Origin of the sequence: Rubrimonas cliftonensis, assembly GCF_900107585.1 — a bacterium.
In the GTDB taxonomy this organism is placed as follows: Bacteria; Pseudomonadota; Alphaproteobacteria; order Rhodobacterales; family Rhodobacteraceae; genus Rubrimonas; species Rubrimonas cliftonensis.
In genome coordinates this window covers 387,243-403,236 of record NZ_FNQM01000001.1, presented here as the reverse complement: position 1 = coordinate 403,236, position 15,994 = coordinate 387,243, and the positions used below count along the sequence as shown (strand labels likewise).

The 15,994-nt window shown below is 72.1% G+C and carries 17 protein-coding genes and 1 pseudogene; 11 read left to right on the top strand and 7 right to left on the bottom strand.

From position 1 onward, the window contains the following. Positions 1-39: 39 nt before the first annotated feature. Complete coding sequence (locus BLW43_RS01845; RefSeq protein ID WP_093247804.1) at positions 40-1,128, top strand: polyamine ABC transporter substrate-binding protein; 1,089 nt, start codon at positions 40-42, stop codon at positions 1,126-1,128. A gap of 4 nt (positions 1,129-1,132) precedes the next feature. Further along, entirely contained in the window at positions 1,133-2,281 is a 1,149-nt protein-coding gene (locus tag BLW43_RS01840; RefSeq protein ID WP_093247802.1) for an ABC transporter ATP-binding protein, read from the top strand. 13 nt (positions 2,282-2,294) lie between these two features. Here the strand turns inward: BLW43_RS01840 and BLW43_RS01835 are convergent, their stop codons facing one another. Beyond that, positions 2,295-3,032, bottom strand: a complete 738-nt coding sequence (locus BLW43_RS01835; RefSeq protein ID WP_093247800.1) for a tetratricopeptide repeat protein — start codon at positions 3,030-3,032, stop codon at positions 2,295-2,297. A gap of 55 nt (positions 3,033-3,087) precedes the next feature. On the opposite strand from BLW43_RS01835, the gene BLW43_RS01830 reads away from it, so the two are divergent. Continuing rightward, positions 3,088-4,011 (top strand): SDR family oxidoreductase, encoded by a 924-nt coding sequence (locus BLW43_RS01830; protein ID WP_139283953.1) that lies wholly within the window; start codon positions 3,088-3,090, stop codon positions 4,009-4,011. On the opposite strand, the gene ygfZ is transcribed toward BLW43_RS01830, so the two are convergent. Further along, the gene (gene ygfZ, locus BLW43_RS01825; protein WP_245730873.1) at positions 3,965-4,813 is read right to left on the bottom strand and encodes a CAF17-like 4Fe-4S cluster assembly/insertion protein YgfZ; all 849 of its coding nucleotides are present in this window, start codon (positions 4,811-4,813) and stop codon (positions 3,965-3,967) included. The genes BLW43_RS01830 and ygfZ overlap by 47 nt on opposite strands. 92 nt (positions 4,814-4,905) lie before the next feature. On the opposite strand from ygfZ, the gene arfB reads away from it, so the two are divergent. Next, the gene (gene arfB, locus BLW43_RS01820) at positions 4,906-5,325 is read left to right on the top strand and encodes an alternative ribosome rescue aminoacyl-tRNA hydrolase ArfB (RefSeq protein WP_093247796.1); all 420 of its coding nucleotides are present in this window, start codon (positions 4,906-4,908) and stop codon (positions 5,323-5,325) included. Between the two features lie 5 nt (positions 5,326-5,330). Here arfB and BLW43_RS01815 read toward each other — a convergent pair whose 3' ends face one another. Together BLW43_RS01815 and BLW43_RS01810 are read right to left on the bottom strand one after the other, a co-directional pair. Beyond that, a complete protein-coding gene (locus tag BLW43_RS01815; protein ID WP_093247794.1) occupies positions 5,331-5,939 on the bottom strand; it encodes a glutathione S-transferase family protein in 609 nt (202 codons plus the stop codon). A gap of 187 nt (positions 5,940-6,126) precedes the next feature. Continuing rightward, positions 6,127-6,801: a hypothetical protein gene (locus tag BLW43_RS01810; RefSeq protein ID WP_139283952.1), complete on the bottom strand. Its 675-nt coding sequence runs from the start codon at positions 6,799-6,801 to the stop codon at positions 6,127-6,129. Positions 6,802-6,965: 164 nt separating this feature from the next. Here BLW43_RS01810 and BLW43_RS01805 point away from each other — a divergent pair, with 164 nt between their 5' ends. The 4 genes from BLW43_RS01805 to BLW43_RS01790 all read left to right on the top strand — a co-directional run bounded on the left by BLW43_RS01805 (position 6,966) and on the right by BLW43_RS01790 (position 10,667). Next, positions 6,966-7,220, top strand: a complete 255-nt coding sequence (locus BLW43_RS01805) for a hypothetical protein (protein ID WP_093247790.1) — start codon at positions 6,966-6,968, stop codon at positions 7,218-7,220. A 117-nt stretch (positions 7,221-7,337) separates the two neighbouring features. Continuing rightward, complete coding sequence (secG, locus tag BLW43_RS01800; protein WP_093247788.1) at positions 7,338-7,706, top strand: preprotein translocase subunit SecG; 369 nt, start codon at positions 7,338-7,340, stop codon at positions 7,704-7,706. Positions 7,707-7,881: 175 nt separating this feature from the next. Continuing rightward, positions 7,882-9,525, top strand: a complete 1,644-nt coding sequence (locus BLW43_RS01795; RefSeq protein WP_093247783.1) for a CTP synthase — start codon at positions 7,882-7,884, stop codon at positions 9,523-9,525. A gap of 89 nt (positions 9,526-9,614) precedes the next feature. Continuing rightward, complete coding sequence (locus tag BLW43_RS01790; RefSeq protein WP_093247781.1) at positions 9,615-10,667, top strand: Hsp33 family molecular chaperone HslO; 1,053 nt, start codon at positions 9,615-9,617, stop codon at positions 10,665-10,667. Positions 10,668-10,708: 41 nt separating this feature from the next. Here the strand turns inward: BLW43_RS01790 and phaR are convergent, their stop codons facing one another. Continuing rightward, a complete protein-coding gene (gene phaR, locus BLW43_RS01785) occupies positions 10,709-11,311 on the bottom strand; it encodes a polyhydroxyalkanoate synthesis repressor PhaR (RefSeq protein WP_245730872.1) in 603 nt (200 codons plus the stop codon). Positions 11,312-11,540: 229 nt separating this feature from the next. Here phaR and BLW43_RS01780 point away from each other — a divergent pair, with 229 nt between their 5' ends. The 3 genes and pseudogenes from BLW43_RS01780 to BLW43_RS24210 all read left to right on the top strand — a co-directional run. Next, on the top strand, positions 11,541-12,716 hold the full coding sequence (locus BLW43_RS01780; protein WP_093247779.1) for an acetyl-CoA C-acetyltransferase: 1,176 nt from the start codon (positions 11,541-11,543) through the stop codon (positions 12,714-12,716). Between the two features lie 147 nt (positions 12,717-12,863). Continuing rightward, positions 12,864-13,586 carry an acetoacetyl-CoA reductase gene (gene phbB, locus BLW43_RS01775; protein WP_093247778.1) on the top strand — a complete coding sequence of 241 codons (723 nt, stop codon included), beginning with the start codon at positions 12,864-12,866 and terminating at the stop codon, positions 13,584-13,586. A gap of 179 nt (positions 13,587-13,765) precedes the next feature. Next, positions 13,766-14,485, top strand: a pseudogene (locus BLW43_RS24210) (endonuclease/exonuclease/phosphatase family protein); the annotation flags it as partial. Positions 14,486-14,517: 32 nt separating this feature from the next. Here BLW43_RS24210 and BLW43_RS01770 read toward each other — a convergent pair. Both BLW43_RS01770 and BLW43_RS01765 read right to left on the bottom strand, forming a co-directional pair. After that, complete coding sequence (locus BLW43_RS01770; protein ID WP_093247776.1) at positions 14,518-15,558, bottom strand: quinone-dependent dihydroorotate dehydrogenase; 1,041 nt, start codon at positions 15,556-15,558, stop codon at positions 14,518-14,520. Then, the gene (locus tag BLW43_RS01765) at positions 15,555-15,911 is read right to left on the bottom strand and encodes a DUF952 domain-containing protein (protein ID WP_093247775.1); all 357 of its coding nucleotides are present in this window, start codon (positions 15,909-15,911) and stop codon (positions 15,555-15,557) included. Before BLW43_RS01765 ends, BLW43_RS01770 begins: the two co-directional genes overlap by 4 nt. Positions 15,912-15,994 lie beyond the last annotated feature (83 nt).

The following is a 15,994-nucleotide window of genomic DNA, read 5'->3' as shown; positions in this document are numbered from 1 at the left end:
CGAAACTGGGCCCACGCGAAACGGGAGAAGGTGGACCACATGAAGAGCGTCACGCTGCTTGCAGGAGCTTCGATCCTCGCCATGGCCGCCGCCGCAGGCGCGCAGGACCGGGTCGTCAACGTCTACAACTGGTCGGACTACATCGACGAGAGCATCCTCGCCGACTTCACCGCCGAGACGGGGATCAAGGTCGTCTACGACGTGTTCGACAGCAACGAGATCCTCGAGACGAAGCTGCTGGCCGGCGGCTCCGGCTACGACGTCGTGGTGCCGACCGGCACCTTCCTGCGGCGCCAGATCCAGGCCGGCGTGTTCCAGCCGCTGCAGAAGGACAAGCTGCCCAACCTTTCCAACATGTGGCCCGACATCAGCGAGCGCCTTGCGAAGTACGACCCCGGCAACGACCACGCCATCAACTACATGTGGGGCACGACCGGCATCGGCTACAACGTCGCCGCGGTGCAGGAGCGGCTCGGGACCGACAGCATCGACAGCTGGAGCGTGGTGTTCGAGCCCGAGACGCTGGCCAAGTTCGCCGATTGCGGCGTGATGATGCTCGACGCGCCCGACGAGATCATGCGCGCTGCGCTCAACTACCTCGAGATCGACCCGGACACGACCGAAGCCGCCGACTACGAGAAGGCGACCGAACTGCTGATGAGCGTCCGGCCCAGCGTGCAGAAGTTCCACAGCTCCGAGTACATTAACGCGCTGGCCAACGGCGACATCTGCCTCGCGGTCGGCTGGTCGGGCGACATCCTGCAGGCGCGCGACCGGGCGGCCGAGGCGGAGCAGGGCGTGACCGTCCAGTACGTCATCCCGCAGGAAGGCGCGCTGATGTGGTTCGACAACATGGCGATCCCGACCGACGCGCCGAACGTCGAAGAGGCGCATGAATTCCTCAACTACATCATGCGGCCGGAAGTGGCGGCGAAGGCCTCGAACTACGTCTATTACGCCAACGGCAACCTCGCCTCGCAGGAGTTACTCAACGAGGACGTGATCGGCGACCCGGCGATTTATCCCGGCGAAGCCGCCACCAGGCGGCTCTACACCGTCTCGCCGTTCGACGCCCGCCTGCAGCGCACCGTCACGCGGCTGTGGACGCAGGTCCGCACCGGTTCCTGAGCCGATGGACCCCCAGCGCCGCGCCGCCAGCGGTTCGAGCTTCGCGCCGTGGCGGGATCCCGCGGCGCGCCCCCACCTGCGCATCGTCGACGTCGTGAAGGACTTCGGCGACGCGCGGGCGGTCGACAACATCTCGCTCGACATCTTCGGGGCTGAGTTCTTTGCGCTGCTGGGGCCGTCGGGCTGCGGCAAGACGACCCTGCTGCGGATGCTGGCGGGCTTCGAGACGCCGACTTCCGGCCGCATCGAGCTCGACGGGCAGGACCTGACCGCCGTGCCGCCGCATGAGCGGCCGGTGAACATGATGTTCCAGTCCTACGCGCTGTTTCCGCACATGAGCGTGGCGAAGAACATCGCCTTCGGGCTGGAGATGGACCGGCTGCCTAAGGCGGAGGTCTCGCGCCGGGTCGAGGAGATGCTGGCGCTGGTGAAGCTGGAGCGCTTCGCCGGCCGCAAGCCGCAGCAGCTTTCGGGCGGCCAGCGGCAGCGGGTGGCGCTGGCGCGGGCGCTGGCCAAGAAGCCCAAGCTGCTGCTGCTCGACGAGCCGCTGGGCGCGCTGGACAAGAAGCTCCGCGAGGAGACGCAGTTCGAGCTGGTCAACATCCAGGAGAGCCTCGGCCTCACCTTCGTCATCGTCACGCATGACCAGGAGGAGGCGATGACGGTCGCGACGCGGCTGGCGGTGATGCGCGACGGAAAGATTGCGCAGCTTGGTGAGCCGCGCGAGGTTTATGACGCACCTGCAAGTCGTTACGTTGCGGAGTTCATAGGGGATGTGAATATCCTCGAGGGCCGGCTGGAAGATCCGGAGGCCGGCGTGATCCGCATCGATGGCGCGGCCGCGCCGGTGCAGGCCGGCCGGCCCATCTCCGGCGCGAAGGGCGCGCCCGTCGCGGTGGCGCTGCGGCCGGAGAAGCTCGTGATCGAACGGCGCGACGACGGGCCGGACCCCGAGGCGAACATGCTCGATGGCGTGGTGGAGGACATCGCCTATCTTGGCGACATGTCGATCTTTCGCGTGAGGCTCTCCGGCGGCGGGCTGGCGCGGGTCGCCCGGACCAACCGCGTGCGGCTCCAGAGCCAGACGATTCTCTGGGAGGATCCGGTCCGGCTGAGCTGGGACGCGCAGGCGGTGGTGCCGCTGGAGGGATAGGCTGCTCCGCCCGTCAGTTGACGTCCATCGCCTGGAGGCTGAGCTGCGCTCGATCGGCGGCGTCGGAGCCGGGGTGCGCGGCCACTGCGTCAAGCCATGCGTCGCGGGCCTCGCCCGGCTCGCCGAGCGCGGCGAGGGCGGCGCCTTTCTCGAACAGCGCCTCGGCGCGCTCGACGCCGGGCGTGTCCAGCGCCGCCCGCGCGTCGGTCAGCGCGCCGGCCGCGTCGCCGGCGTTGCGTCGGGCGGCGGCGCGCAGCGTCAGCAGGCCGGCGCGGTCGGCGCCCCGCGCCGAGGCCAGCGCGGCCGTGAGGTCGGCCGCGGCGGCGGCGTGGCCGCCCTCGGCCGCGTTGAGGCCGGCGCGCGCCTCCAGCGCCGCCGCGAAGTCCGGCGCGAGCCGCAGCGCGGCGTCGAGCGCCGCGCGGGCCCGGGCGGCGTCCGCGTCGCGCAGCCAGAGCGCTGCGGCCTGTTCGAGCATCTCGGCCCGCGCCGCCGCAGGGGCCGCGCCGGGGCGGGCCGCGAGGTCGGCGAGACGCTGCGCCGCCGCGCCATGCGCGCCGAGTTCCGCGAGCGCCACGGCGGCGCAGTGTTCGGCGGCGGGGTCGCCGCTGGCGAGCGCCCAGGCCTCGGCCTGCGCCAGCGCCGCAGAGGGGTTGCGGGCGGCCGTCTCGATGCAGGCGTCGTAGCTCTGCGCGCCGGCCTGCGTCGCAAGCGCGAGTCCGACAAGGACCGACGCGAGGCTCTTTCGCAGCATGGCGCATCTCCGCATAAGGGTCGCCGCCTCATATCCCAGCGCGCGGAGCGGAGCCATGGCTGACCCTGAAGCGACCGGCGACATGCTCGTGATCGGCTGCGGCTACAGCGCGCGGGCGCTGGCGCGGCGGCTCGTCGGGCGCGGCTGGCGGGTGCGCGGCACGACGCGCTCGGCCGAGACGGCCGAGGCCCTGCGCGCGGAGGGGATCGAACCGCTGCTCTGGCCGCTGGCGGACCCCGCGGCGGCGCTGGAGGGCGCCGACCATCTCCTCGCGTCGGCGGCGCCGGGGCCGCAGGGCGACCCGGCGCTCGCGGCCCTCGGCGGCCCGATCGCGGCGCGGGCGGCGCAGTTCCGCTGGGCGGGCTACCTCTCGACCACGGGCGTCTACGGCGACCACTCGGGAGGCTGGGTGGACGAGGGCGCGCCGCTGGAGCCCGCGACCGAACGCGGCCGCGCCCGCGTCGCCGCAGAGGCGGCGTGGCGCGAGCTGCATGAGAGCGCCGGCCTGCCGCTGCACGTCTTCCGGCTCGCCGGCATCTACGGGCCGGGGCGGGGACCGTTCGAGAAGGTGCGCAACGGGACGGCGCGGCGCATCGTCAAGCCGGGACAGGTGTTCAGCCGCATCCATGTCGAGGACATCGCGACGGTGCTGGAGGCCTCGATCGCCCGGCCCGACCCTGGCGCGGCCTACAATGTGTGCGACGACGACCCGGCGCCGCCGCAGGACGTCATCGGTTTCGCGGCGCGCCTGCTCGGGCTGCCGCCGCCGCCCGAGGTCGCCTTCGAGGACGCGGAGCTGTCGCCGATGGCGCGCAGCTTCTACGCCGAGAGCAAGCGCGTCTCGAACGCGCGCCTGAAGCGGGAGCTCGGGGTGCGGCTCGCCTATCCCGACTATCGCAGCGGGCTTGCGGCGGTGATGGCGGCGGAGGGCCTCAGCCCGTCTCCGTCTCCGTCTCCGTCTGCGTCTCCGCGAGCGTGAGCGTCGCCTCGCCCGCGCGCATCAGCCCGGTCGCCCGGTCGAAGCGCAGATGCGCGAGCCCGGCGCCGCCCGCCACGGTGTAGAGCGCGCCGGCCGCCTTGCCGTCGGCGCTCGTCACCGGAGCGCCCGGCGGCGGCGCGGCGCCCTCGACGCGGACCCTCGCTAGGCCCTTGCGCAGTTCGGTCTTGTGGCGCATCCGGGCCGTGACCTCCTGGCCGACATAGCAGCCCTTGCGGAAGTCGACTCCGTTCAGCCGGCCGAAGCCGGCCTCCAGAATGTAGCTGTCGTCGGGGACGAGCTCCACGCCCCCGCGCGGCACGCCGAGGGCGACGCGCAGCGCGTCGCGCGCCGCGGCGTCGGCGGGCGCGACGCCCGAGAGCGCCGCGGCGGCGTCCCCTGCGTAGAGGCGCCAGCCGAGCCGGGCGTCTCGCGGGTCCGCGACGACCAGGGCGCCGGCGACCGGCGCCGGCGCGTCGCCGCCCCAGACCAGAGCGACCTCGATCTCCGGAGCGGGCGTCACGCTCACCGCGCGGCGCAGGCGATAGAGCACCAGGCGCTGCGCCAGCGCCGCCGCCCTGTCGGCGGCCACGTCGACCAGCACGGCGCCGTCGGCGCCCTCCACCAGAAAGAAGTCGAAGAGATATTTGCCCTGCGCCGTCAGCATCGCGGCGTAGACAGCCTGATCGCGCGAGAGGCGGCGCACGTCGTTGGTGACGAGGCCCTGGAGCCAGTCGCGCGCGTCGTCGCCGCCGACGCGCAGCAGCGCCCGGCCCCGGTCGATCATGCCAGTGGGTTCAGCCATCCGCGCGCCCTCCCGTCTTCGCCTTCGGAATGGTATCAGGTCGCGCGGGGCGCCCGCGTCAAGGGCGGGCCCGCGCGAAGGGGGCTGGGGCGATGCTGCGGGTGAACGACGAGATCGCGCTGGCCGACTGGGAGCTGACCGAGACGTTCTCGCGCGCTTCCGGCCCCGGCGGGCAGAACGTCAACAAGGTGTCGAGCGCCGTGACGCTGCGCTTCGAGGCCGCGCGCTCGCCGAACCTCGCGCCCGACGTCAAGGCCCGGCTGCGGCGGCTCGCCGGCCGCCGCTGGACTGGCGAGGGCGCCCTGATCATCACCTCCGACCGTCACCGCTCGCAGGCGCTGAACCGCGAGGACGCGCGCGAAAAGCTCGTCGAGATGGTGGCGAAGGCGGCGGTGAAGCCGGCGCGGCGGGTGCCGACGCGGCCGACGCTGGCCTCCAAGCGCCGCCGGCTCGACGGCAAGGCCGCGCGTGGCGCCACGAAGGCGCTGCGCGGGCCGGTCGACCCCGACTGACGCCCTCAGTTTTGCGGCGGCGTCTGCAGGCCCTTCGCGACGGCCGGGCGGGCGGCGAGGGCGTCCATCCAGCGCCGCAGGTTCGGCATCCCGTCCACGTCGACGCCGGCGTAGCGCGAGGCGACCCATGGGTAGGTCGCCATGTCGGCGATGGAGTAGTCCTCGGCGAGCCATTCGCTCTCGGCCAGCCGCCCGTCTAGCACGGCGTAGAGGCGGCGCGTCTCGTCATGGTAGCGGGCGTAGCCCTTCGGCATGTCGGGCGCGTTGGTGCGGAACCAGCCGGCCTGGCCCTGCATCGGCCCGAGCCCGCCCATCTGTAACATCAGCCACTGCATCACCAGGCTGCGCGGCTTTGCGCCCGTCGGCAGGAAGCGGCCGGTCTTTTCCGCAAGGTAGACGAGGATGGCGCCGGATTCGAACACGGCGAAATCGGCCTCCTCGCGGTCCACGATCGCGGGGATGCGGCCGTTGGGGTTGATGCGCAGGTAGTCGGGGGCCTTCTGGTCGCGGTTGGCGAAGCTCAGCACATGGAGCCTGTAGGGCAGCGCCATCTCCTCCAGCGCAATCGAGGCCTTGTGGCCGTTCGGCGTGGCGGCGGAATAGAGGTCGATCATGGCGCTGGTCCTTTCCGAAGCGGTTCTGTCTTGAACGGGACTCACCTAGGGGGGCGGGCGCGGGGAGCGAAAGGCGCGCGTCCGGAGACAGGCCGTTTCCAGGGCGGGCGTCTGGGGCAGGGCGTCGGGGTCGGCCTGCCCTGCGGGCCTGCGCGGGCTTCGGGGCCTGTCGCCGGCTTCGCGCCGCTCAGGCCGCGCTGGCCTCGTAGCGCGGCGGGGCGTGGGGGCGCAGGCCGCCGGGCGCCGTGGCCCGCCAGGCGCCGGGCGGGCCGCCCTTGTCGCGCAGCAGCCGCAGGCGCCAGCGCGCGGGCCCCTCGGCGGCGCCAGCCTGCCCTGCGGCCCAGCCGGGAGCGGGGTCGATCCACCAGCGCGTCTCCACCGCCGCCGCCGCGCCGCCTTCGGGCAGCAGGATGAGGCAGAGCGGGGCGCGCCCCGCGCCGTCTCGCGCCTCGCGCCCGGGGTCGGCGTCCAGCGCGCCTCCCGCCTCCGCGGCGAGTTGCAGGCGGCGCACCGGCGTCAGCGCCGGCGGGGCGGCGGGCTCCAGCGCGACCAGCGGCGCCGCGCCGCTGCGCAGCGCCTCCTCCGCCGCCCAGAGCGCCTCGATCGCCGAGGGCGCCTCGACTGTCACCAGCCTCGCGGGGTTGAAGAACGGCCGGAGCCCCTCGGGGTTCAGCCGCTCCTCCCGCCACGGACCGCGCACCCAGAGCACCGGGCCCGACAGCGCCCCGGCGACCATCGCGGCGAAGGCCCGCCGACCCGGCCCCGCGACCTCATGCGCGCGGCCGAGCGCCAGCGCAGGCGCGCCGGCCATTGGCGCGCCGGGACCGGCGAGAGACAGCATGGGGAGGCGTCGACGGATCATGCGCGCTCCGATGTTCATTTTGTGTTCTAATCGATTCGTCGCATGCCGTGAACGTCTTCTCAACGCCGGGCGCCGATTGTTCGCCGACGAGCTTTTTTGCGGAGAACCGCTTGACCCCGACTGCGGCCTGCTTAGTTGCGCCGCAGCAAAGCAAGAGGATCCCGATGACCGCCAGCCCGAACCTGCCCCGACGCCGTCGCGGCCTTCTCGCCCGCGTCATCTTCGCCGTGCCCGTCATCGGCTGGATGCTGCGCGACGTCGCCGAGGGCGACGACATGGCCCTGCTGTGGTTCGCGTTGACGCTGATCGGCGTCGCGGCCATCGTCACGCTCACCTTCGGTCTGGCGGGCCTGGTGCCGCTGATGCTGTGCTTCGCGGCGGCCGCGCTCGCCATGATCCTGTTCATCACCTTCGGCTGAAGCTGAAGGCGGCTGGCCGCTGATCCGAACGCGGTTGGACAAAGCGGGGCGGCGGCGCTAGAAGCCGCCCAAACCTTGGGGCGGCAACGTAGCAGCCCTGCCGGAGACAGCGAGCCCATGGAACAAGTCGTCCTCATCGTCCACCTCATCCTGGCGCTGTTTCTCATCGTCGTAGTGCTGCTGCAGCGCTCCGAGGGCGGAGCGCTCGGCATGGGCGGGGGCGGCGGCGGGGGGCTGGTCTCCAGCCGCGGCGCGGCGACCGCGCTGACCAAGGCGACATGGGCCATCGCAACGGCGTTCATCGTCACGAGCCTCACCCTTACGGTTCTCGCCGCCCAGAACCGCGGCGCGAGCGCGGTGATAGAGGCCGGCGAGACGCCGGCGGCCCCGCCTTCACAGGACGGCCTTCCGTTCACGCCGCAGCTGCCTAATCTCGGCGGCTCCACCGGCGGCGACGGCCCGGCGACGCCGCCGCCCGCGGAATAGGCCGCGCCGAGCCTTTCCCGTCGCGAGAGGCGGGCCGCGCCGGGAGCGGTCCCGCCGATCAGCCGCCTTAAGGACGCCGGTGTTGGCGCCCGGCGCCGAATCTCGTATGCGTCGACTCCCGTGGACCTAGATGTGCGCGCCGCCGACCGGCCTGCACGAACGCCGCGGGGGCTCAATGGCGCGCTACATCTTCATCACCGGCGGCGTGGTCTCGTCGCTCGGCAAGGGGCTCGCCGGCGCGGCGCTCGGGGCCCTGCTTCAGGCGCGCGGCTACACCGTCAGGCTTCGCAAGCTCGATCCCTACCTGAACGTCGACCCCGGCACGATGTCGCCGTTCGAGCACGGCGAGGTGTTCGTCACCGACGACGGGGCCGAGACCGACCTCGACCTCGGCCATTACGAGCGCTTCACCGGCGTCGCGGCGCGCAGGACCGACAGCATCAGCGCCGGCCGCATCTACTCCAATGTGCTTGAGAAGGAGCGGCGCGGCGACTACCTCGGCAAGACGATCCAGGTCATTCCGCACGTCACCAACGAGATCAAGGACTTCCTGCGCATCGGCGAGGACGAGGTCGATTTCATGCTGTGCGAGATCGGCGGCACGGTGGGCGACATCGAGGGCCTGCCGTTCTTCGAGGCGATCCGCCAGTTCGCGCAGGAGCGGCCGCGCGGGGCGTGCATCTTCATGCATCTGACGCTGTTGCCCTTCATCAAGACGTCCGGCGAGCTCAAGACCAAGCCGACGCAGCATTCGGTGAAGGAGCTGCGATCCATCGGCATCGCGCCCGACATTCTGGTGTGCCGCGCCGAGATGGCCATTCCGCCGAAGGAGCGCGAGAAGCTGGCGCTGTTCTGCAACGTGCGGGCCGAGAGCGTGATCGAGGCGCTCGACCTGCCAAGCATCTACGCCGCGCCGCTGGCGCTGCACGACGCGGGGCTCGACGGCGCGGTGCTCGACGCCTTCGGCATCTCTCCGGCGCCGCGTCCGGACCTGTCGCGCTGGCGCAGCGTGCTGGAGGCGGTGGAGAAGCCCGACGGCGAGGTGCGCATCGCCATCGTCGGCAAGTACACGCAGCTCGGCGACGCCTACAAGTCGCTGGCCGAGGCGCTGACCCATGGCGGCGTCGCGAACCGGGTGCGGGTGCGCGCGGAACTGCTCGATTCGGAAGTCTTCGAGCGCGAAGATCCCGCGCCCTACCTTGAGGGGCTGCACGGCATCCTGGTGCCCGGCGGCTTCGGCGAGCGCGGCACCGAGGGCATGATCCGCGCGGCGCAGTTCGCCCGCGAGCGCAAGGTGCCCTATCTCGGCATCTGCCTCGGCCTGCAGATGGCGGTCGTGGAGGCGGCGCGGAACCTGGCCGGCGTCAACTCCGCCGGCAGCCAGGAATTCGACCATGAGGCCGCGGCGGCGCGTTTCGAGCACGTGATCTACCACATGTCGGAATGGGTCGAGAACGGCGAGACGGTGCGCCGCAAGGCCACCGACGCCAAGGGCGGCACCATGCGCCTCGGCGCCTATGACGCCGTGCTGACCGAAGGCAGCCACGCCGCGCAGGCCTACGGGACGACGCGCATCAGCGAGCGCCACCGCCACCGCTACGAGGTCGACATCGCCTATCGCGAGCGGCTGGAGGCGGCGGGGCTGGTGTTCTCCGGCCTCTCGCCCGACGGCGCGCTGCCCGAGATCGTGGAGGTTCGGGACCATCCGTGGTTCGTCGGCGTGCAGTTTCACCCCGAGCTGAAGTCCAAGCCGTTCGAGCCGCATCCGCTGTTCGCGAGCTTCATCGGCGCCGCGGTCGAGCAGAGCCGGCTGGTCTGAGGGCGCGTCGCCCACCACCCCGCGGCCCGGTTGCGCGTCGCGGGGGGCGGCGGGTAATACGAAAAACGACCAAGCGCCGGGAGCGGTTCATGGACGACGACATCCGGCAAGCGCCGCAGGCGGCGCCCAACGGCGACGACACCGTGCTTCCCTTCGAGCTGGAGCGCGCCGACGTCAGGGGCCGCGTCGCGCGGCTCGACACCGCGCTGGAGGCGATCCTCGCGCAGCACGCCTATCCCGACGCGGTGTCGGCGCTGGCCGCGGAGGCGGCGTTGCTGACGGCGCTGATCGGGCAGACGCTGAAGCTGCGCTGGCGGCTGAGCCTGCAGGTGCGCAGCGAGGGCGCCGTGCGGCTGATCGCCACCGACTATTTCGGGCCGTCGGAGTCGGGCGAGCCCGCGCGCATCCGCGCCTACGCCGGGTTCGACGCGGAGCGCGTCGCCGCGGCCTCCACCGACGCGAAGGATTTTGGCGCGGACCCGTTCGCCCTACTCGGGCCGGGGCTGTTCGCCATGACAATCGACCAGGGGCCGGACATGCGGCCCTATCAGGGCATGACGCCGCTCGCGGGCGGGTCGCTGGCGGCCTGCGCCGAGACCTATTTCGCCCAGTCAGAGCAGATCGCGACGCGCTTCCACCTGTCGGCGGCGCTGAGCGCGGCGCCGGGCGAGGCGGCGCGATGGCGCGGCGGCGGCGTGATGCTGCAGCAGCTTCCCAAGGCCTCGCCCCACGCCGCGCCCGCCGAGCCTTCGGCCGAGGACGGGCTGATGCGCGCCGAGGACGTCGCGGCGATGGGGGACGGCGCCGAGGCCTGGCGGCGCGTCAACATCCTGCTCGACACCGCCGAGGCGCACGAGCTGCTCGGGCCAGTCGTCGGCGCCGAGCGGCTGCTGCTGCGGCTGTTTCACGAGGAGCGCCCGCGCGTCTGGCCGGCGCAGCCGGTCGCCTTCGGCTGCACCTGCTCGCGCGAACGGGTCGAGGCCGCCATGGCGCAGTATTCGGCGCGCGACATCGAGACGATGACGACGCCCGAGGGCAAGGTGACGGCCGACTGCCAGTTCTGCGGCGCGCGCTACGCCTTCGACCCGGGGTCGCTGGGTTTCGAGAGCGGCGCCGAGGGGCCCGGCGCGCCGACGAGCTGACTACCTGATGCGGTGACGACCTGAGGCGCCGAGGGGCCGCCTCAGCCGTTCCTGGCGAGGCGGTCGAGCTGGTCCTGCATGTCCGACAGGCGCTTCTTCATCGCGTCGAGCTCGTCGTCGGTCGGCGACGCCTTCGGCTGCGCCGGCTTTGCGACGCCCTGCTCGTTCTTGGCCAGCCCCGCATAGGGCGAGAACATCGCCATGGCGTTCTGGAACCACTCCATGTTGGTGCGCGCCATCGCCTCGAAGCCCGCGAAGGCGGGGTTCTTGCCGAAGGTGGCGGAGACATGCTCGCGCATCTTCTCCTGATTGCGCGTGAAGGTCTCCATGGAGGCTTCGAGGTAGCCCGGCACGAAGCCCTGCAGCGTGTCGCCGTAGAGCCGGATGATCTGGCGCAGGAAGGTCGCGGGCAGCAGGCTCGCGCCCTTCGCCTCCTCCTCGAAAATGATCTGGGTCAGCACGCTGCGCGTGATGTCCTCGCCGGTCTTGGCGTCGTAGACCACGAAATCGTCGCCAGCGCGCACCATTGTCGAGAGGTGCTCCAGCGTCACGTAGCTGCTTTTGGCGGTGTTGTAGAGCCGCCGGTTCGCATATTTCTTGATGACGATCGGGGCCGGTTTTTCGCCCTCTGTTCCATCCATCATGGCTGAGCCCTCCCAACGGGCGTTTCGCCCTTGCACACTACAGTAGCGCCGCGCGGCGCCGCGCCGCAACCGTCCTGTGCCGCACGTCAAGCGGGCGTGACAGGCGCGGCGCTGGGACGCTTGGCGCGCGCAGCGTTCGCTATGGGCGGCGCAATCATGCTTTGTTAGTGTCCGCCGGCGGCGCTGGCCCTGACGGGCGCGCCGGAGAACTGGTGAGGGGAAAACCGCCATGACCAACATCGTCATCGCCTCGGCCGCGCGCACGCCGGTGGGCTCGTTCAATGGGGCGTTCGCCGGCGTCGCCGCGGACGATCTCGGCGTCGTCGCGGTGAAGGCGGCGCTGGAGCGCGCGGGGCTGGAGCCCGGCGCGGTGTCGGAGACCATCCTCGGTCAGGTGCTGACGGCGGGCGTCGGCCAGAACCCGGCGCGCCAGACCCATGTGAAGGCCGGCCTGCCGCTCGAGAGCGCGGCGTGGACCATCAACCAGGTCTGCGGCTCGGGGCTGCGCTCGGTCGCGCTCGGCGCCCAGCACATCCTGCTCGGCGATGCGGAGATCGTCGTCGCCGGCGGGCAGGAGAGCATGTCGCTCAGCCCCCACTGCGCCCACATGCGGCAGGGAACCAAGATGGGCGACGTGAAGTTCATCGACACGATGATCAAGGACGGCCTGTGGGACGCCTTCAACGGCTACCACATGGGCACGACCGCCGAGAACGTCGCCTCGAAGTGGCAGCTCACCCGCGACGAGCAGGACGCCTTCGCCGTGGCCTCGCAGAACAAGGCCGAGGCGGCGCAGAAGGCGGGCCGATTCGCCGACGAGATCGCGCCAGTGACCGTCAAGACCCGCAAGGGCGACGTCGTGACCGAGCATGACGAGTACATCCGCCACGGCGCCACCGTCGAGGCGATGGCCAAGCTGCGGCCGGCCTTCTCCAAGGACGGCACGGTGACGGCGGGCAACGCCTCGGGGCTCAACGACGGCGCGGCGGCGCTGGTGCTGATGACCGAGGCCGAGGCCGGGCGCCGCGGGATCACGCCGCTGGCGCGCATCGCGAGCTACGCCACCGCCGGCGTCGACCCCGCGATCATGGGCACGGGGCCGATCCCCTCCAGCCGCAAGGCGCTGGAGAAGGCCGGCTGGAAGGCCGAGGATCTCGATCTCGTGGAGGCCAACGAGGCTTTCGCCGCCCAGGCCTGCGCCGTGAACAAGGACATGGGCTGGAACCCTGAGATTGTGAACGTGAACGGCGGCGCCATCGCCATCGGCCACCCGATCGGCGCGTCGGGCGCCCGCATCCTCAACACGCTGCTGTTCGAGATGAAGCGCCGCGGCGCGAAGAAGGGCCTCGCCACGCTGTGCATCGGCGGCGGCATGGGCGTGGCCATGTGCGTCGAGGGCGTCTGAGAGACATCGTCGCAAGGGCCGCCGAGAAGGCGCGGCGGCCCGGCGCGGCGCGCTTCCGACCGTCGGCCCCCCGATGAGGGGAAGCGCGCATCGAACGATCCGGCGGGAGGGGCCCGACCGGAGAGACCCATAAATGGAGGAATTCCCATGGCGCGAGTCGCACTCGTCACCGGAGGGTCGCGCGGCATCGGCGCGGCGATCTCGAAGGCGCTGAAGGCCGCCGGCTACGCCGTCGCCGCGAACTATGCGGGCAACGATGACGCCGCGAACGCATTCAAGGCCGAGACCGGCATCCCGGTCTACAAGTGGAACGTCGCCGATTACGAGGAGTGCAAGGCCGGCGCCGCGCAGGTCGAGGCCGATCTCGGCCCCATCGACATCGTCGTGGCCAACGCCGGCATCACGCGCGACGCGCCGTTCCACAAGATGACGCCCGAGCAGTGGCGCCAGGTGATCGACACCAACCTCACCGGTGTCTTCAACACGGTTCACCCGGTCTGGCCGGGGATGCGCGAGCGCAAGTTCGGACGCGTCGTCGTGATCAGCTCGGTCAACGGCCAGAAGGGTCAGTTCGCGCAGGTGAACTACGCCGCGACCAAGGCCGGCGACATCGGCATCGTGCGCAGCCTCGCGCAGGAGGGCGCGCGCGCCGGCATCACCGCGAACGCCGTCTGCCCGGGCTACATCGCGACCGAGATGGTGATGGCGGTGCCCGAGAAGGTGCGCGAGTCGATCATCGCGCAGATTCCGGCGGGCCGCCTGGGCGAGCCGGAGGAGATCGCGCGCTGCGTGGCGTTCCTGGTCTCCGACGACGCGGGCTTCATCAACGGCTCGACGATCTCCGCCAACGGCGCCCAGTTCTTCGGCTGAACCTGCGCCGCGCCTTTCACCGGACGATCTGCGCCGCGGCGCTGCTGTGCGCCGCGGCGATCCTCGTCGGGTTCCTCGGGCGTCTTTGGTTCCCGCTCGACAGCCTCGCGCATTTCCGCCTCCATCTGGCCGCCGCCGCCGCCTGCCTCGGCGCGGTCTCGCTGGCGGTTGACCGGAGCGTGGGGCTGGCGGCGCTTGCGTGCTCCGCGATCGCGCTTGCCGGCCTCGGACCGGCGCTGCGGTCGCCGATCGCGCCGCCCGCCCCGGGCGACGTCGCCCTGCTGACGGTGGCGCTCGCCAATGTCGACATCTCGAACACGCAGCCCGACGCGGCGCAGGAGACGCTCGCCGCGCTCGGCGCCGATGTGCTGGTCACGCTCGAGACGGTTTTCGCCTTCCGCGCCCCGGAGGGCGCGCTGTCGCGTCGCTACGGTCACGTCGTCAACCGCGTTCGATACGTCTACACCGGGGCCTGGCTCTGGAGCACGCTCGAACCGGCCGCCGGCGCCAAGGTGGACAACAGCGCCGACCGCCCGGCGCTCGTCTGGGGGCGCTTCGATCTGCCGGGCGGCGGCGTGGTCACGGTCGTGGGACTGCACCTGCGACGGCCGCTGACCGAGCCGCAGGAGAGCCAGATCGCCGGGCTGCTCGCCGCGTTGCCGCCGCTGGACGGCCCGCTCATCGTGCTCGGAGACTTCAACGCAGCGCCCTGGAGCGTCGCGGTCTCGCGCGTCGCCGAACAGCTCGGCGTCGCGCCGGTGGGCGGACTGCGGATGACGTGGCGCAGCAAGCTTGCGGGGCTTCTGGGGCCGTTGGGGCCGCTGATGTCGCTGCCGCTCGACCACGCGCTCGTCTCGCCGGGCATCGGAGTCGAGGAGGTGCGCAGCTTCGAGTTGCCGGGGTCGGACCATCGGGGGCTGCTTCTGCGGCTTCAGGCGCCCCGCAGGTCCGCGCCCACCGCGTCCGCCACGCAGGAGAAGCCGTCGCGCGCCAGCAGCGCGTCGAGCCCGCGGGCGATGCGCGCGCCGAGGCTCACCCCGCCGAACACGAGCGCGCTGTAGAGCTGCACCGCGCTCGCGCCGGCGCGGATCTTGGCGTAGGCGGCCTCGGCGCCGTCCACGCCGCCGACGCCGATGAGCGGCAGTTCGGTCATCCCCGCCAGCAGGCGCAGCGCGCGGGTCGACTTCTCGAACAGCGGACGGCCGGAAAGCCCCCCGGCCTCCGACGCGTGGACGCTGCGCAGGCCGACGCGCGCCAGCGTGGTGTTGGTGGCGATGATCGCCGAGACGCCGCGCGCCGCCGCGGTCTCCGCCACGTCGCGCAGGGCCGTCTCGTCGAGTTCCGGCGCGATCTTCACCGCGAGCGCCGCGCCCTCCGCCGCTTCGGCGCAGGCCGCCAGCAGCTCGTCGAGGGCGGCGCGGTCCTGCAGGCCGCGCAGGCCGGGGGTGTTGGGGGAGGACACGTTGACGGTCAGGAAGTCCGCCAGCCCGCGGAGGCCGCGAACCAGCGTCACATAGTCGTCGAGCCGGTCGGCGCTGTCCTTGTTCGCGCCGAGATTGACGCCGACGACCCCGGGCGGCCGCGGCGCCCTCAGCCGCGCCTGCATCGCGGCGAGCCCGCCATTGTTGAAGCCGAAGCGGTTGATCACAGCACGGTCCTCGGTGAGCCGGAAGAGGCGCGGGCGCGGATTGCCGGTCTGCGGCCGCGGGGTCACGCCGCCGACCTCCACGAAGCCGAAGCCCGTGCGCAGCGTCGCATCGAGCGCCTCGGCCTGCTTGTCGAACCCCGCCGCGACGCCCACCGGGTTCGGCAGGTCGCGCCCGAAGAGCCGCGTCGCGAGGCGCGGCGAGGAGACCGGGCCCGGCAGCGGCGCCAACCCCATCCGTAGCGCCTTCAGCGCCAGCGCGTGGGCCGTCTCGGGGTCGAGCCTGCCCAGAATGGCCAGACCCGCCCGCTCCAGCGCGCCGGTCATGCGCGGTCGCCGAGATCGGGGCCGAGATCGGGGAAAACGTGGCCGTCCGCCTCAAGCGGCAGCGGCGCCGCCCAGGCCACCTCGTCGCGGCGCAGCGCCCGGTAGAGGTGGGGGAAGAGCGCGCCGCCGCGCGAGGGCTCCCACCGCAGGGCGTCGCCCAGCCGCGCCGCCTCCACCGCCGCCACCACGAGGCCGCGCTCGCCTGCGAAGTGCTTCGCGGCGGTCTCCCTCGCCTGGCCGGCGGTCGAGAAGTGGATGAAGCCGTCGGCGAGGTCCACCGGCGCGCCGTGGGTGAGGCCGGCGGCCTCCAGCTGCGCCCATTGCTCGGCGGTGAATATCTTGAAGATGAGCATGGCGGCAGGCGTGCACTGCGCCGCGCTTGCGGTCAAGCGCCGTGTCGCGCGGGGCGGGAATCACCCCCTGAAGCCATACAAAT

What these genes read in the sequence shown, in the direction of transcription:
- BLW43_RS01845 (WP_093247804.1), top strand. Translation starts at nt 40, where the DNA reads ATGAAGAGCGTCACGCTGCTTGCAGGAGCTTCGATCCTCGCCATGGCC.
- BLW43_RS01840 (WP_093247802.1), top strand. Translation starts at nt 1,133, where the DNA reads ATGGACCCCCAGCGCCGCGCCGCCAGCGGTTCGAGCTTCGCGCCGTGG.
- BLW43_RS01835 (WP_093247800.1), bottom strand. Translation starts at nt 3,032, where the DNA reads ATGCTGCGAAAGAGCCTCGCGTCGGTCCTTGTCGGACTCGCGCTTGCG.
- BLW43_RS01830 (WP_139283953.1), top strand. Translation starts at nt 3,088, where the DNA reads ATGGCTGACCCTGAAGCGACCGGCGACATGCTCGTGATCGGCTGCGGC.
- ygfZ (WP_245730873.1), bottom strand. Translation starts at nt 4,813, where the DNA reads ATGGCTGAACCCACTGGCATGATCGACCGGGGCCGGGCGCTGCTGCGC.
- arfB (WP_093247796.1), top strand. Translation starts at nt 4,906, where the DNA reads ATGCTGCGGGTGAACGACGAGATCGCGCTGGCCGACTGGGAGCTGACC.
- BLW43_RS01815 (WP_093247794.1), bottom strand. Translation starts at nt 5,939, where the DNA reads ATGATCGACCTCTATTCCGCCGCCACGCCGAACGGCCACAAGGCCTCG.
- BLW43_RS01810 (WP_139283952.1), bottom strand. Translation starts at nt 6,801, where the DNA reads ATGATCCGTCGACGCCTCCCCATGCTGTCTCTCGCCGGTCCCGGCGCG.
- BLW43_RS01805 (WP_093247790.1), top strand. Translation starts at nt 6,966, where the DNA reads ATGACCGCCAGCCCGAACCTGCCCCGACGCCGTCGCGGCCTTCTCGCC.
- secG (WP_093247788.1), top strand. Translation starts at nt 7,338, where the DNA reads ATGGAACAAGTCGTCCTCATCGTCCACCTCATCCTGGCGCTGTTTCTC.
- BLW43_RS01795 (WP_093247783.1), top strand. Translation starts at nt 7,882, where the DNA reads ATGGCGCGCTACATCTTCATCACCGGCGGCGTGGTCTCGTCGCTCGGC.
- BLW43_RS01790 (WP_093247781.1), top strand. Translation starts at nt 9,615, where the DNA reads ATGGACGACGACATCCGGCAAGCGCCGCAGGCGGCGCCCAACGGCGAC.
- phaR (WP_245730872.1), bottom strand. Translation starts at nt 11,311, where the DNA reads ATGATGGATGGAACAGAGGGCGAAAAACCGGCCCCGATCGTCATCAAG.
- BLW43_RS01780 (WP_093247779.1), top strand. Translation starts at nt 11,541, where the DNA reads ATGACCAACATCGTCATCGCCTCGGCCGCGCGCACGCCGGTGGGCTCG.
- phbB (WP_093247778.1), top strand. Translation starts at nt 12,864, where the DNA reads ATGGCGCGAGTCGCACTCGTCACCGGAGGGTCGCGCGGCATCGGCGCG.
- BLW43_RS01770 (WP_093247776.1), bottom strand. Translation starts at nt 15,558, where the DNA reads ATGACCGGCGCGCTGGAGCGGGCGGGTCTGGCCATTCTGGGCAGGCTC.
- BLW43_RS01765 (WP_093247775.1), bottom strand. Translation starts at nt 15,911, where the DNA reads ATGCTCATCTTCAAGATATTCACCGCCGAGCAATGGGCGCAGCTGGAG.